The organism is Longimonas halophila (assembly GCF_002554705.1).
Classification (GTDB): Bacteria; Bacteroidota; Rhodothermia; order Rhodothermales; family Salinibacteraceae; genus Longimonas; species Longimonas halophila.
Genome location: NZ_PDEP01000006.1, coordinates 1 through 14,659 on the forward strand (window position 1 = coordinate 1; position 14,659 = coordinate 14,659).

Genomic DNA, 14,659 nt, shown 5'->3' on the forward strand with positions numbered 1-14,659 from the left:
GCAGGACATCGAAGACCCCATTCCGTTTCGGCCCGACGGCACGCTGCACATCCTGCAAGAGAGCGACACGCTGCGCACCATTGCGGTGGAGATTGCAGATACAGACTCCTCCCGCGCTCGCGGACTGATGGAGCGCACCGAGCTGCCCGAGGATGCGGGCATGCTGTTCCTGTTTGAGCAGGAGGCCCCCCAGAGCTTCTGGATGGCGAACACGCCCTTGGCGCTCGACATCATCTTTGCGGATGCGGACCGGCGCATTGTATCCATGAGGAAGTACACCACGCCCTACTCGCAAGAGCAGGTCACCTCGGGCGTGCCGGCGCAGTACGTGCTGGAGGTGCCCGCAGGCTACGCCGACCGCATCGGTATCATCGAAGGGCAGCGCCTCGCGTGGACTCGCAACAGGGAGTAGGTGTGCTACCGGCGCTTGCCCTTGAAGAAGATCTTACGGATACATACCAGAGCTATTTCTTTTGTAGAGAATGTAGAGAACACTGCCGAAGAAGCTACGGCTTTTTGAATGCAAAGACGCGATCGGAGCCATTGACGACCATGTAGTCTTCTCCAACAGCAATGGGGCTTGTGAATCCATCATTCGAACTAAGCTCACGGGGCGCTTGACGCTCCCAAATGACGTCCCCATCGAATGCATCCATGACATATAAGGTGTTTGCCAGCGAATTATTAAGATACACCCTATCATCACTTGCAGCTATGATGGTGGAAAGCGTTCCCCGGGGAGTTGGAGTTGCCCAAAGCAGATCGCCGGTACGCAGATCAAGCGATAGCACAGACGGATCAGCCAACGATGAATTTGAACCAGATCCTACGTAGACACGATCATAGGCAATAGTCGCTCCAGCATGGAAGCCATACCCTTCAAGGAAGTTATCCCAGATTACCTCACCGGTGCGTTGGTCTAAAGCCCGAACCGATGCGCCATACGGCACAATCACATACTCGTCCGATATGTCCAGTCCATAGGTTCCAGCACCAATCGTTGTTGAGTCAGAACTGTTGGGCCGAGGACGTCGCTTCAGCGGAAGTTCATGCTCCCATAACAATTCGCCCGTATGGGCATCGTAGGCAAATACATTCCCGTAAATCTCTTCGGCACCATCAAAGAAGTACGACGCGGGAACGACAAGCATGTCATCGTTGAAGACTTCGGGATCGTATGCCAGTTGCTCCTCGGCTTCGGGGTGCAACAAGCGATCAAGTTCAATTCTTAGATCCACTGTGCCATCATCTTTCCGTAGACGAACGACTTCTCCCGCTCCACCAAGAAAAAGATGCGTGGAGTTTTCAGCCATCTTGGCCCGTCTAATGGATTGAAAATCAGAAATACGAGTTTGCCAAAGCAGTTGGCCAGTGGAGGCGTCCAAGGACCACACATTACGTTGCGAGTTTACGTAGAGGGTAGTTCCATCACGCAGAAGTTTGTGAGAACTGAATCGTGGCCGATCTCCTCCGATCAACGGATCACTCTTCCAGATGAGCTCGCCCGTGCTTAAGTGGAAAGCTCGCACATGCCCATCAGAAGCAAAAAAGGCGCGTTCTTCGCTTATGGCAGGCTGTGTTTTGTACACCTCCCACTGATTATGCTCATGCCACCATGCGACCTCACCCGGCTCTATCCCGTCATCATTAGCCCCTCCAAACAGGTCACAGCCAATGAATACGCCGCCGAGCAAGAAGGGGAAGATAAGCGCAATCACAACAACGATCTGTAAGCGCTTCATTATGCAGTACATAGCAGAATTGACTTCATTGGTATATAAAGCTTATAAGCAAAAACGCGCGACGGTAGCAGAGCTTTCCCTCTGCTACCGTCGCCGCGATGAGAGTGAAATAACAGTTATTCTTTATCTGATGAGAGCGTAGTAGCCTCGCAGATAATGACCGTTGGATCTTCGCACTCCGGAGGCTCATACGGCGGAGGCTCGTAGGGGGGCGGGTCATCCTCAGGCGGATCATCAGCTGCCTCAGGAATATCGATATCAGGTTTCCTAAACGCCTCTCTTATGCTTTCTATTGCTTCTTGGCTATCCCGCAACTCAAGGTGATTGACATCGCCTAATGCTTGAATCTCACGCGTTTCGCTAACGAAACCCGGCGTCGTCGTTGATTTTGGCAGCAGTGCATCGCTGGGGCCCCCGGCTTGGGAGCCCTGCGTGAGCAGTTCCCAGTCGATTTCTTGCCAGACGAGCAGCGACCAGGCTGAAATGAAGTGTCCTTCCGCCAGCCACTGGTAATACAGAGCCAAGTCGTAATCATAAAGATCCCCTGTGGAACTGTACTCCATGAAGTACTGATTGGCCGTGGCTTGACGTTTCCAGCCTATTGTAAGGAACCTGAATCCGAGACCAGAGGCCAAAAGATCTACGTTTTGATAGCTTTGACCCATCGCACTTGCAGCCAAACTCAAGTGTCTTTTTCGTTCATCCACTCCGTGAATCGCATAGTGCGCTTGAGGAAGTGTCGCATCAGGATCTGCATTAAGCGTATTCATGAAGTTGGAGTTAACTTCAAGGTCCGTGTATGCACTGACCCGGGACTGATAGTTCTCGATCTCGAAGTCCAGATACCCCAATGCGCCACGATCAACCAAGTAGTCAAATAAGGCCTGGGCAACTACACCAAAATCAAATCCAACTTCACGTCTTATGCCTTCAGAGACAGCAAGGACCCAGTTTTCTGCCATGTTTTGTGCGGATCCACTCGCGAGCTGATTTGCAATCAGGGCCCCTTCGTGTGGGCTTCCACTTGTGATCAAGGCATCAATGTCACTTTGAGATCCGTCATTGCGAATCATCTCGCGTGCCACAATGCCCCCCATGCTGTGGCCAACCACAACGCTGTTGGAAAGCACATTGCCACGTTCACTACTGGCAATTGAAGCTATGTCGTTTTGCGAGCTATATCCGAGCCGTCGCGTGTTGATGAGAAAGTCGTCAGATAGTGTGTTGTCTGCCTCTTGCAGAGAGAGGGACGTTCCCCCAAGTCCATGGATAAACGTTACGTTTTCTGACTCTTGAGCGTGTGCCCCGCTTGCAAAGAGCACAAGCAATAAAAATGTAAATAAGCGTTTCATGTTAACCAGTACTTAATTTTAACGTTATAGAGTTATGAAAGGACGATATTAGAACTGCTTATCGTCGATTGAATGCGTTCTGTCCTGGACGGAGTGTCATCATTTCCGACTGTAGGGTTGGATAGCCCTGAGCATCCGTACCCACGTTGAAATGCGACTCTACATTGCCGTTGCGCTTCAGCACAGAGCCTTTAACATCTCCAGTTTGGCGGTCGATCGTCGTCACCACTTCTATACTGGCCGATCGAGGTCCAACAGACCGCGAAACCTTCACATCCTGCGTGTTCACCGTCTCAACGGTGTACCCTTGCGATTCAAACTGACGCTGTATTTCGCTATTGCTCTTCTCGGAAATGATACAGGTCGTGCAGTCATCGTCTCCGCCGTCACCACTATCTAAAAGAATGGCATCAACCAAATCTTGCCGAGCAGTGGAGTAGCGAGTAGGTGCATCATCGTCAAGGTGTGGATGCAGATCCTGATCCAGGTTCCACGAATAAGTACTTCCCTGAAAGTCGCGGTAAACGTTAGAAGAGCTATACGAGAAGTTGCTCTCATAAAGGGAGCCAGCAGTGCTACTCAACATCTGAGTACTGCTGTTAGTCAACGAGAAAGATCCTAATCCGTCGTTACCCACGGATCCAGTGAACTCAATTTCACCATCTGGTCCTCGAAGATCGCTTGGATCATCAGCAATCTCATCGAAAAGAGGTGTATTGCCCTGCTGATACGAATGCGCAACATCACCGTGAAAATCGATCGAGAACGACAGTTCATTGCCTTGCCCAGAACTTATCGCATCAGCTGATGGCGCTTCGACATCAGCATCGGGCTCTGTTTCTGAGTCAATGAGACCTGTAGAGGAATCACAAGCAGAAAGCAGGAGCAACAGTCCAGAAAGGACAACCAGAGAGAAAAAAGAAGATTGTACGTACGACATGAGATAGAGAGAGAAAAGTTGAATGCTAACTTACTTCACAATCACTGTATTCTCTTTTTTTTTCCAATTTCAAATTGAAATCGATGGATTTGCATCATCTTAACATTGGTGTGTGTTTTTTGCCTATGTATCTGCTCCCGCTGTGCGTTGTGCTAATAATCGGCACCGTGCTCACTGGCTGTAGTTCGAATGGCGACACCGGTGAGTCTGGAACTGAACAAGACACCACGGAGCAGGACATCGAAGACCCCATTCCGTTTCGGCCCGACGGCACGCTGCACATCCTGCAAGAGAGCGACACGCTGCGCACCATTGCGGTGGAGATTGCAGATACAGACTCCTCCCGCGCTCGCGGACTGATGGAGCGCACCGAGCTGCCCGAAGACGCGGGCATGCTGTTCCTGTTTGAGCAGGAGGCCCCCCAGAGCTTCTGGATGGCAAACACGCCCTTGGCGCTCGACATCATCTTTGCGGATGCGGACCGGCGCATTGTATCCATGAGAAAGTACACCACGCCCTACTCGCAAGAGCAGGTCACCTCGGGCGTGCCGGCGCAGTACGTGCTGGAGGTGCCCGCAGGCTACGCCGACCGCATCGGTATCATCGAAGGGCAGCGCCTGGCGTGGACGCGCCAGGAGTAGGCGTGGAAGCTGCCGTGCTTACCGGCGCTTACCCATGATGGCATCGACGCTATATGCACCGGGTCCGGCCAGGAAGAAGAGCGTAAAGACGAGCAGGTAGATCACCGCGGTTTCGGGGTTGCCGTTGCCGGTCATAACATGCATCGTCGTGGCCATGCCCATGGTGCCCATGAGCAGTAGCGCAGCGGTGCGCGTCAGAAAGCCCGCGGTAAGTAGCAATGAACCTACGCCTTCCGCCAGGGCCGCCAGCAAGCCCCACACCATAGGAGCAAAGCTGATGCCGATGAGCCCCATCGTGCCGCCCAGCTCGGTCCACTGCTCCGGTCCAGCCGTAATTTTGCCGAGGCCGTGTCCCAGAAACATGTATAGGCCTGCGCCTACGCGGAGCAGCAAGAACGCAAGGGGACGAAGACGGTCGGGGAGGTTGATAAGCATAAGGTATCAGTGGGGTGTGTAAAAAGATTATACGTTGCAACGTACAACGCCGAATGGAAAGCAGCAATGCATCCCCCAACGGGAATCGCGTGTATTCGTGACATCGTTACGTGTCATGACAGGCACACGCAGGCTGCATGGTTTGTAGGCGCGTATCACGCGTCGATGGTCCACGTTTCGCCGCTGTGCAGCAAGGTCTCCAGGTCGCCGTCGCCGCGCTCGGCGCGCACCGCATCCAGCTGGTCATGCAGTTGCTGCTCGTAGGTGGGGCGCTCGGTCTGATAGAGCACGCCAAAGGGACGCGGCAGGTCGGGCTGGTCGAACATGCGGCCAATGAGATGCGCCATCTCGCGGTTGCTGGCGTCGTACACCAGGCAGTCGCTCACAGACCAGCGGTCGGTAGTGAGGTCAATCGCCTCAAGCGAGAGGCCGTCCAGGCGGAGGCCACGCTCGCCGTTGGCATAGGTCAGCGGCTCGCCGTCCTCCACAAAGAGCGCCCGGCTGGCCTTTGTGCCGCGCTCGGTGAATTCGAAGAAGGCACCGTCGTTGAAGATGTTGCAGTTCTGGTAGATCTCCAGAAAGGCCGTGCCCGCGTGCTCGTGTGATGCCTTCATCATCGCCTTCATGTGCTTCGGGTCGCGGTCCATGGTGCGGGCCACGAACGAGGCATCGGCCCCCAGCGCCACAGCCACCGGATTAAACGGCGCGTCGATGGAGCCGTGCGGGGTGCTCTTCGTCACCTTGCCCTCCTCCGAGGTCGGGCTGTACTGCCCTTTCGTGAGGCCGTAGATCTTGTTGTTGAAGAGCAAGACCTGCGTATCCAGGTTGCGGCGGCACAGGTGAATGAGGTGGTTGCCACCAATCGAGAGCGCATCGCCGTCGCCGGTCACAATCCACACATCCAGCTCCGGGTTCGCACACTTCAGGCCCGTGGCAAAGGTCGGCGCGCGCCCATGGATCGTGTGCATCCCGTACGTATCCATGTAATACGGAAAGCGTCCGGCACAGCCGATCCCGCTAATAAACACAGTGTTCTCCTTCGGCACATCAAGCTCCGGCAAGAGGCGCTGCACCGTGGCCAGAATGGCATAGTCGCCACAGCCGGGACACCAGCGCACGTCCTGATCGCTTGAAAAGTCCTTGCGGCTCAGCCCACACCCGCCGCCATCGCCCCCGTATCCAGGCGGCAACGTAGGCCCATCGGGCTTTTTGGACCCCGGCGGACCCGCAGGCTTTTTGGATCCAGGAGGTCCCGCTGGTTTCTTCGCACCGGGCGGGCCCGCGGGCTTCGTGGTGTTGTTGGTATTGGAGGATGCAGAGGCGTCGGCCATAGCAGAAAACGGAAGCAGCGTCAGAGGGGAAACGGTGAAACAGGCGCTATGAGGCTACCGGAGTCAGGGCATCGCGGATGGCCGTGCAGATTTCTGCAGCGCGGAAGGGCCGTCCCTGAATCTTGTTGAGGGGGAGGAACTCGGCATCGTACGCATTGCGCAGCAGACGGATGAGCTGGCCGTTGTTGAGCTCGGGCACCAGCACGCGGTCGAACCCGTCAACGAGCGCCTCCAGGTCGGCAGGCAGCGGCCACACGTAGCGCAGATGCGCCGCACTTACGGGCGTGTCCTCAGAGTGGCAGCGGTCCACCGCTTCGTCGATGGCGCCCTTCGTAGAGCCCCAGCCCAGCACCAGCAGCGAGCCCTGGCGCGGCCCACGCACGGGCACCGGCGGCATGGACTGCGTAACGCGCTGCACTTTCTCCGCGCGCAGTTTCACCATGCGCTCGTGGTTTTCGGGGTCGTACGAGACGTTGCCGGTTTCGTGCTCCTTTTCGAGTCCGCCCAGCCGGTGCTCCAGTTCAGGCGTGCCCGGCACCGCCCACGGACGCGCCAGCGTGTCGTCGTCGCGGACGTATGGCAGAAACTGTGGATTGCCATCGTCATCCGTCATCATGTTGCGGTCGGTGGGCTCGGTGGTGTTTTCCACCGTAAACGACGGCAGGTCATCAACCGCAGGAATGCGCCAGGCCTCCGAGCCGTTGCCCAGGTAGCCGTCAGCCAGGAGCATGACGGGCGTCATGTAGGTGGTAGCGATGCGGCAGGCTTCGTACGCCATGTAGAAGCAGTCGCCGGGCGAAGCAGGGGCCAGCACGGGGAGTGGCGCCTCCCCATTGCGTCCGTAGACAGCCTGCATGAGGTCGCCCTGTTCCGGCTTGGTGGGGAGCCCGGTGGAGGGCCCGCCGCGCTGCATGTTTACAATCACGAGTGGGAGCTCGGTCATTACGCCCAGCCCAATCGCCTCGGTTTTGAGAGCCACGCCGGGCCCGCTCGTGCCGCACACGCCAATGGATCCACCAAAGCTGGCGCCGAGCGCCGCACCCACCGCTGCAATCTCGTCCTCGGCCTGGAACGTAGCCACGTCGAAGTTCTTGTGCTTGCTAATCTCGTGCAGGATGTCCGAGGCTGGGGTAATCGGATACGACCCGTAGAATACGGAGCGTCCGCTCTGATGTGCGGCAGCGACCAGTCCCAGTGCCGTGGCCTCGGCCCCGCGAACGGCGCGGTAGGTGCCGGGCTTCATGGCGGCGGGGTCGACCTGGTAGCGCGTGCCAATAGCTTCGATGGTTTCGGCGTAGTGCGCGCCCTTCTTCAGGACGGCCAGGTTCGCATCGCGGATGACCGGGCGGTCGCTGAACTTGTTGCGGATCCAATCGCGTGCCGGGTCGAGCGGACGCGAGTACATCCAGAGCGTCAGCCCCAGCGCAAACATGTTCTTAGAGCGATCGACCTGCTTCTTCGACAGATCGGTGTCGCTCAGCGCCTCGCGGGTGAGCGTGGTCAGCGGCACTTCGATGACCTCGTAGCCGTCGAGCGTGTCGTCGTGTAGCGGGTCAGCGTCGGACCAGTCGGCCAGCTCCAGGTCGCGCGGGGCGAACGCGTCGGTGTTCACGAGCACCGTGCCGCCCGGACGCACCCGCGACAGGTGCACCTTGAGTGCTGCGGCGTTCATGGCCACAAGCAAGTCCACCTTGTCGCCCGGCGTATGGATGTCCACCGCGCCAAAGTGCAGCTGGAATCCGCTTACGCCATAGGTGGTACCGGCGGGTGCGCGGATCTCAGCCGGATAGTCGGGCAGCGTAGCCAGATCGTTGCGGGCGTAGGCTGAGGCGAGTGTGAACTGCGCGCCCGTAAGCTGCATCCCATCGCCTGAGTCGCCCGCAAAGAGGACGGTGGCGTCGGGGATGGAGCGCGTGGAGGCATCAGCAGCGGGGTCGGAAGGAGAAGTCATGGCGCCATCAGAAGGAAAACACGGAGGGAGGGACGGCCAGCAAATCAACTGCACATAGGTTTGTACATTGCCTGCAGGTGAGCGTTCAGCGCGCATGGGGCAGGCCGTGTGAAGAAACAGATCGGCTGCAGGAGCCCGAGCGCCAGCATTGGGTCCGTGAATTCTGCCCTCGTATCCACCGATAGATGAACAAGGAGTAACGCATGCGTAACACAACAACGGTGCCTTGGCACGGAGTTCGTGCGTAAATGCGCTACACACGTTTGTTGGATGCGAAATGAGTTCATATGATTGCCTACACAGCTACCACCCACGGTGTTACGGTGCATGTTTGGCCGGTGTATCTGGATGCGCCGTCGAGTTTTATGGAGATGGAGTTTGCATTCAGCTATGCGGTGCATCTGCATAACCGGGGCACCGACGACCTGGAACTGATCCGTAAGCGCCGTACGATTCAGGAGGCCAATGGACGGTTGCAGGACGTGGATGGCGATGATTTGGGCGAGCGCCCCATCATCCCCGCAGGTGAGAAGCACGTGCTCGATGAGCGATGCACCGTCCACAGCTTCGACGCAGTGGTGGAGGGCAACTACTTGGCTCAGCTTCCAAATGGCGAGCGCGTGCGCATTGCGCTCCCCTCGTTTCCGCTGCATGCTGCGGCGAATTAGCACACCAGTTGGCTCCAGGCGGTATTGCTCACTTCGTTCACCTCTCCCACATGCTCAGCTTCACCGATCTGACCGATGCCCAGCAGCGCATTGTGCGCCATCATGAGGGACCGGCCCTGGTGTTTGCCGTGGCCGGAGCGGGCAAAACCACGTCCATGGTCCATCGCATTCGGCATCTGGTGGAGGCAGAGGGCGTAGCGCCCGCCCGGATTCTGGCGAGCTCGTTTAGCCGGGCCACCGTCAACGATCTGGAGGCGGGCATTCGGCGTGTAGGCGTGCGCGGAGTGGACACGCGGACGCTGCATGCGCTGGGCCGCCAGTTCATCCAGCAGGCCGAGGAAGCCAAGCATCTGCCGCCGCGCCTGGAGCAGCAGACTGTGAATCCGGCGGATGCGGGGCGCTACCTGGCGCAGCGGGCCCTTCAAAAGCTGGCCCGCGAGCAAGACACCGAGCCGAGCATGCTGGGCATCACCGCAAGCGATCTGGAGGACCAGATTGCCACGTGGAAGGGCCAGCTCTGCTACGCCGATCTTGAGCAGGCGCATCTGCCTGACCGGGCGCTGGAGCACGCCCAGCAGGCCACGCACGACAACGAGGACTACCTGACGCTCTACCGCTACGCCGAGGCCGAGCGCGACAAGGAGGGCTGGATCACCTTTGCTGACATGCTCATGGAGGGCTGGGAGGCGCTCATGCGGTTCAAGACCGTGCGCGAGCAGGCGCAGTCGCGCTACGAGCAGGTGCTTGTGGACGAGTTTCAGGACGTGAACCGCTCCCAGCACGCGATCCTGGATGTGCTTACCGTGCCGCATCGCAACTACATGGCGATTGGCGACGACGACCAGTGCATCTACGCCTGGCGCGGGGCGAACCCGGCGTTCATCCTCGATTTTGCGGAGACGTACGATGCCAAGGAGTACGTTTTGCACAAGAACTTCCGCTCGCACGCGCAGCAGACGACCCTCGCGAATGCGGTCATCCAGTACAACGAGCAGCGCCGCAGCAAGCGCATCCACCTCACGCGGGGCGTGCAGGGCACCGCTGACCTTGCGGTGTGCGATACGCCCGAGGAGGAGGCGGAGTATGTCGTATCCACCATACACACGCATCTTCAGAACGGCACGCCCACCGACGATATGGTTGTGCTGGTGCGGCAGTATGCGCAGACGCCGCTGCTGGAGCAGCAGCTTATTGACGCGGAGGTGCCGTATCGCATTGTGGGAAGTCAGCCGTTCTACCTGCGGCACGAAGTGCAAGTGCTAACGCGCTACCTGTACTGGGCTACGCTGGAGCGCACCGTGCGCGAGAAGGGCTGGTTTCGCGATCGCCGGAACGCACGCAACTACGTGAAGCGCTTCAAAAAGCTGCTCCGCGAGCCCAATTGCTACGTGAGTAGCGCGCTTGTGGAGCGCGTGTGCACAACGGCGCTGCGCGACAAGGTGTCGCTGCTCGATGTGCTGGCCCTGCGCACTGATGCAATGCACGACAACACGGTCGAGAATGTAGATGCATTTACCGACACGATCGACGGACTCGTAGCACGCCTCGACCAGCCCGCTCATGAAACGGTGTCGTGGCTGATTGATGCGCTCGACTACGAAGCGTACATCCGCGAGCGCAGCGCGTTTACCGAGATCGCGGACCGGCGCATCCAGACGGCCCATTCGCTGGCCACGTTTGCGCAGGGGCACGCCACCACGCAGGCGCTCCTCGACAAAATCGCGCAGATCTCGTTTAACCGTCCCGAGCGCGGGCCCAGTTCCGATGCGCTGTCCATCTGCAGCATCCACCGCGCCAAGGGCGGCGAGTGGCCCGTGGTGCTTGTGCCCGGCTGCAACGACGGCACGCTGCCCACGCGTGCTAATGCGGGGCCAGAATCGGTGCCGGAAGAGGAGCGGCGGCTCTTCTACGTAGCGGTGACGCGGGCTCAGGAGGCGCTCTACCTGTCGCGTCATGACGAGGAGGCGCCCTCGCCGTTTCTGACGGAGGCGCGCACAGAAACGGCCATTGCACAGTGCAACACACTACGCCGCGTCATTGAGATGCCGCCGGACGAACTCACTCCGGCTGATGCGGTGGCCGTCTGCGTAAGTCTGGGCGCGCTGCAGCTGGGTGGGACACTGGACACGTGGTGGACGCCGTCCGATGCGCAGCGTCAGGCGCTACGTACACAGCTTGCAGCGGCGGAGCGTCGGGCAGAGCAGCTCCGCAAGCGTGCTCGTGCGAACCCGCTTGCAGAGGGCGAACTGCTTCCGGTGGCCGTTACACACACCGATGTGCTCGTGCATCCTGATGCGCCGTTTACGTTTGCATCGCAGCCCACCGACGCGGGGCCGGTCCACGTCTATCAGGAGACCGGCGGCGAGCAGCGGCCTGTGGGGCGCGTGGCCCTGGAGCGCAGTGCTACGCTCACCGAAGACGACGTGGCGGGAGTAGGCGGCGCCGCGTGGAGCGAGATGCGGGGACACCTCGAACGGCGATCCAACTCCGGTAAAACGCTCTACCTTCACGTCGAAAACCGAGCGGTGGAGCCGGCAGAGACTTCCACGCCTGAGACGCTCCCCGATACCGAAGACACCGCCTCCGTATCCGACCAAACCAACATGCTCATGCAGGTGGAGTCAGCCGCGTACAAGCGGGGCAAGGCGGCGCTTACGGCACTTGTTGATGCGTAAGTTCGGTTACGCCGCCACCATTTCGATGCGGATATCGTAGTCCGGTGTGGTCAGCGTAATGACCTCGTTCTGGTCGGCCAGCCCGTAGTCGTCGATTGCATCGGGCAGGGCGCCCTCGGGCTTGTCCATTTTGAAGAGCGCATCGGCCACCACGTGCCAGTCCTGCGGCGTAAGATGCACGGTGGCCGTGCGCCCTTCGGCGACCATGGGCGCGTAGTTGAGCACCTTGTTCAGGTGGTTGACGGCCTGCTTGAGATGCTTATTTAATGGAATATCAGGATCCATAGCGGGCGATTCGGATGCGTGGTGGTTAGAATGATAAGAGTAATGGCCTCTACCTTCGCATTCAAAATCACGTTCCTTCCGGCGGATTCGCATGCAGACCTACCTGTCGTATTTGTCGCGCATTTTGCACGAGGGGACGCGCACGCCCGATCGCACGGGCACGGGCACCCTCAGCGTATTCGGCGCGCACCTGTCGTTCGACCTGCAGCAGGGCTTCCCGCTGCTCACAACCAAGCGCGTGTGGATGCGCGGCATTGTGGCCGAGCTGCTGTGGTTCCTGGACGGCGGCACCAACATCTGTCCGCTTGTGGAGCAGGGCGTCTCCATCTGGACCGATTGGCCGCTGCGGCGCTACCGTGAGGCCACGGGCGAGGCGATCTCGCAGGACGATTTCGAGCAGCGCATCTGCGACGACGCCGACTTTGCTGCCGAGTGGGGCGAGCTGGGGCCGGTCTACGGCAAGCAGTGGCGCAACTTTGACGGAGTGGATCAGCTGGCGCGGCTGGTGGAGGGCCTGCGTTTCAACCCGCACTCGCGGCGCCATCTGGTAAGCGCCTGGCATCCCGCACAGGTGGATGCAATGGCATTGCCGCCCTGCCACTACGCATTCCAGTGCCACGTGGAGTCGGTCCCCGACGGCCCCGACCGCCTCTCGCTCATGTGGCAGCAGCGCTCGGTGGATTCGTTTCTGGGGCTGCCGTTCAACATGGCCAGTTACGCGCTCCTCACGCATCTGCTGGCCGATCAGACGGGCTATGCGCCGGGCATGCTGCATTTTAGCGGAGGCAACTGCCACATCTACGAGAATCACCGGGAGCAGGTGCGCACGCAGCTTCAGCGCACGCCGTATGCGCTCCCTACGCTTACCGTGGACACAGCGCCCTCGCTTTTCGACTACACGCCGGAGCACATCCACCTGCACGATTACACCCACCACCCGGCATTGCCCGCGCCCATTGCGGTGTGAGGAGACCGGGCATTGAGGGCATACCCGGGTGCTCTGTCAATCCTCTATTTTGATGGTTGCCCTGCAATCATCCTCGACCGGAGCCTGTCATGGTGAGCGGAAGGCGACGAAGGAGCCGAGAGTCGAACCATCTCCTTAACGTTCAGCAGTCACTTTCCTCGTGCCAGGACTCCGCACCTGCTTGGTGCAGTTGCTCCGTTCGAAGTGATAGCGTCTGAAAGGGGGTCGTTGCTGGTGCCCCGACGGTGCCAATAGCGTTCGGCACAAGTCACCCCGTCCGCGCGATGAGGAGAACGCTTCTGCAACTCCAACCCGACTCCGGTCCCGCTCGTCGCAAGGCTCTGCCTTGTGACGCAGTTGTTTAGGGGCTCCGCCCCGTCCAGGCCGTCTGTAGATCCATCGAAAGATGATTGGCATGATGCAAGAGAAGATGCAAGCGGAAGCCTGAAACAGCTATCGCTCGCGTCCCCAGCTATGGAAAATCCCTGTGGGCGAGCGTTGTAGTATACGGCAGCTAATCCCACAAAAGGCGCCGTTGGTGCCGCTGATATGGGCTCTATGCTTCTCCTGCCAACATCGATCTCTCTAAGATTAGCGACTACCTACTCATCAAAAGCCTGAGCCCGTGGAGGGATATGAACTCCCATCCCCATCTCAGGCCCTCGTACAAAACTGATGCAGATGTGATAAGCAAGGTCGGTGGGGCAGAGCCCCTGTACGGCGCACGTCGCACGGCGGAGCCATGCGACGAGGTGTTAATCTTTATGGTAGCGGTTCAATGCTAAGTGATGGAAGGAATGGGCCTGTAGCCGGAGACTGGTATTCCGACAGCGGTCGGAAGGACGTCTCCGGCGGAGGCGAACGGGGTAACAGCCGCTCATGCGGCGTTAGAGGAGAGAGGTGCAGCCTATCAAACAAAAAGCTCCCCGGCTGGACGCGAACCCGCATCCCGACGGCGGTCGGCATAACAGCCAACTGTCACAGGGCTTCCAATCGTTCTTTAAGGTTGATTCGTCCCTCAACTACGTAGCGCGTCATCTTTTTGCTCTTCCAACGCTTAACCAGTTGCTCGGCAGCGATGGCCTGGTGCTTGGTGGAAAACCACTCCACAAAGACAAGACGCCACGGGCGGTACCGCGCGGTGAATCCGGTGCTGGTGCTGAAGGCGACGTTCGGGGTTGCTGGACCGTCCCACATAGAAGCGATCAGCCGCCTCCGACTGAAGAATGTAGAGCGCGTGGGGCGTGGCCATCTTGACGTATCAGATTGGACGTATGCTCGGCTAAGACAGCATGCCTCGCTACGCACACAGATTCAAATTAGAAGGAGCCCCACGCTCAACTGCGTGCGGCTCCATATCTACAAACAAAAAGTGTCCTGGGCTGGACTCGACCCCGCGTGCCGACCGCTGTCGGCATAACAGCCGCACATGCGGCGTTGGAGGAGAGAGGTGCGACCTACCAAACAAAAAAGCTCCCCGGGCTGGACTCGACCCCGCATCCCGACGGCTGTCGGGATAACAGCCGCTCATGCAGGTGCGGCCTACCAAACAAAAAAGCTCCCCGGGCTGGACTCGAACCAGCAACCCTGCGGTTAACAGCCGCATGCTCTACCAATTGAGCTACCGAGGAATGTTAAGTCGTGTGTTGCGTATTGCGTGTGTCGCTCGAAC

The 14,659-nt window shown here is 58.9% G+C and carries 14 protein-coding genes and 1 tRNA gene; 5 read left to right on the forward strand and 10 right to left on the reverse strand.

The features are described from left to right. Nucleotides 1-412 (forward strand): DUF192 domain-containing protein (locus CRI93_RS07315; protein ID WP_141491610.1); only part of this gene is annotated, 412 nt, incomplete at its 5' end. A 94-nt stretch (nucleotides 413-506) separates the two neighbouring features. Here CRI93_RS07315 and CRI93_RS07320 read toward each other — a convergent pair. The 3 genes from CRI93_RS07320 to CRI93_RS15120 form a co-directional block, all read right to left on the reverse strand. Further along, nucleotides 507-1,742 carry an outer membrane protein assembly factor BamB family protein gene (locus CRI93_RS07320; RefSeq protein ID WP_176521763.1) on the reverse strand — a complete coding sequence of 412 codons (1,236 nt, stop codon included), beginning with the start codon at nucleotides 1,740-1,742 and terminating at the stop codon, nucleotides 507-509. A 116-nt stretch (nucleotides 1,743-1,858) separates the two neighbouring features. Next, entirely contained in the window at nucleotides 1,859-3,094 is a 1,236-nt protein-coding gene (locus CRI93_RS07325) for a lipase family alpha/beta hydrolase (protein WP_098061978.1), read from the reverse strand. 58 nt (nucleotides 3,095-3,152) lie between these two features. Continuing rightward, on the reverse strand, nucleotides 3,153-4,034 hold the full coding sequence (locus CRI93_RS15120; RefSeq protein ID WP_141491611.1) for a hypothetical protein: 882 nt from the start codon (nucleotides 4,032-4,034) through the stop codon (nucleotides 3,153-3,155). Nucleotides 4,035-4,159: 125 nt separating this feature from the next. Here CRI93_RS15120 and CRI93_RS07335 point away from each other — a divergent pair, with 125 nt between their 5' ends. Further along, nucleotides 4,160-4,675: a DUF192 domain-containing protein gene (locus CRI93_RS07335; protein WP_098061980.1), complete on the forward strand. Its 516-nt coding sequence runs from the start codon at nucleotides 4,160-4,162 to the stop codon at nucleotides 4,673-4,675. Between the two features lie 18 nt (nucleotides 4,676-4,693). On the opposite strand, the gene CRI93_RS07340 is transcribed toward CRI93_RS07335, so the two are convergent. From CRI93_RS07340 to CRI93_RS07350, 3 genes are all read right to left on the reverse strand, one after another. Continuing rightward, nucleotides 4,694-5,110: a DoxX family protein gene (locus CRI93_RS07340; RefSeq protein WP_098061981.1), complete on the reverse strand. Its 417-nt coding sequence runs from the start codon at nucleotides 5,108-5,110 to the stop codon at nucleotides 4,694-4,696. Between the two features lie 155 nt (nucleotides 5,111-5,265). After that, entirely contained in the window at nucleotides 5,266-6,441 is a 1,176-nt protein-coding gene (locus tag CRI93_RS07345; RefSeq protein WP_098061982.1) for a thiamine pyrophosphate-dependent enzyme, read from the reverse strand. A gap of 46 nt (nucleotides 6,442-6,487) precedes the next feature. After that, the gene (locus CRI93_RS07350) at nucleotides 6,488-8,392 is read right to left on the reverse strand and encodes a 2-oxoacid:acceptor oxidoreductase subunit alpha (RefSeq protein WP_098061983.1); all 1,905 of its coding nucleotides are present in this window, start codon (nucleotides 8,390-8,392) and stop codon (nucleotides 6,488-6,490) included. A gap of 287 nt (nucleotides 8,393-8,679) precedes the next feature. Between CRI93_RS07350 and CRI93_RS07355 the strand changes: the two genes are divergently transcribed. Together CRI93_RS07355 and CRI93_RS07360 are read left to right on the forward strand one after the other, a co-directional pair. Beyond that, on the forward strand, nucleotides 8,680-9,060 hold the full coding sequence (locus CRI93_RS07355) for an ApaG domain-containing protein (RefSeq protein ID WP_098061984.1): 381 nt from the start codon (nucleotides 8,680-8,682) through the stop codon (nucleotides 9,058-9,060). 50 nt (nucleotides 9,061-9,110) lie between these two features. Further along, nucleotides 9,111-11,735 carry an ATP-dependent helicase gene (locus tag CRI93_RS07360; RefSeq protein WP_176521764.1) on the forward strand — a complete coding sequence of 875 codons (2,625 nt, stop codon included), beginning with the start codon at nucleotides 9,111-9,113 and terminating at the stop codon, nucleotides 11,733-11,735. A 6-nt stretch (nucleotides 11,736-11,741) separates the two neighbouring features. On the opposite strand, the gene CRI93_RS07365 is transcribed toward CRI93_RS07360, so the two are convergent. Further along, complete coding sequence (locus CRI93_RS07365) at nucleotides 11,742-12,020, reverse strand: hypothetical protein (RefSeq protein ID WP_098061986.1); 279 nt, start codon at nucleotides 12,018-12,020, stop codon at nucleotides 11,742-11,744. A gap of 91 nt (nucleotides 12,021-12,111) precedes the next feature. Between CRI93_RS07365 and thyA the strand changes: the two genes are divergently transcribed. Continuing rightward, nucleotides 12,112-12,987, forward strand: coding sequence for a thymidylate synthase (gene thyA, locus CRI93_RS07370; protein WP_098061987.1), 876 nt, complete (start codon nucleotides 12,112-12,114; stop codon nucleotides 12,985-12,987). A 978-nt stretch (nucleotides 12,988-13,965) separates the two neighbouring features. Here thyA and CRI93_RS15600 read toward each other — a convergent pair. From CRI93_RS15600 to CRI93_RS07380, 3 genes are all read right to left on the reverse strand, one after another. Beyond that, nucleotides 13,966-14,097 (reverse strand): hypothetical protein, encoded by a 132-nt coding sequence (locus CRI93_RS15600; protein WP_342752081.1) that lies wholly within the window; start codon nucleotides 14,095-14,097, stop codon nucleotides 13,966-13,968. Continuing rightward, entirely contained in the window at nucleotides 14,045-14,239 is a 195-nt protein-coding gene (locus CRI93_RS15605; protein ID WP_217992511.1) for a GIY-YIG nuclease family protein, read from the reverse strand. The genes CRI93_RS15600 and CRI93_RS15605 overlap by 53 nt, the downstream gene beginning before the upstream one ends. A gap of 306 nt (nucleotides 14,240-14,545) precedes the next feature. After that, nucleotides 14,546-14,618: transfer RNA gene (locus CRI93_RS07380), tRNA-Asn, on the reverse strand. Nucleotides 14,619-14,659: the final 41 nt, after the last annotated feature.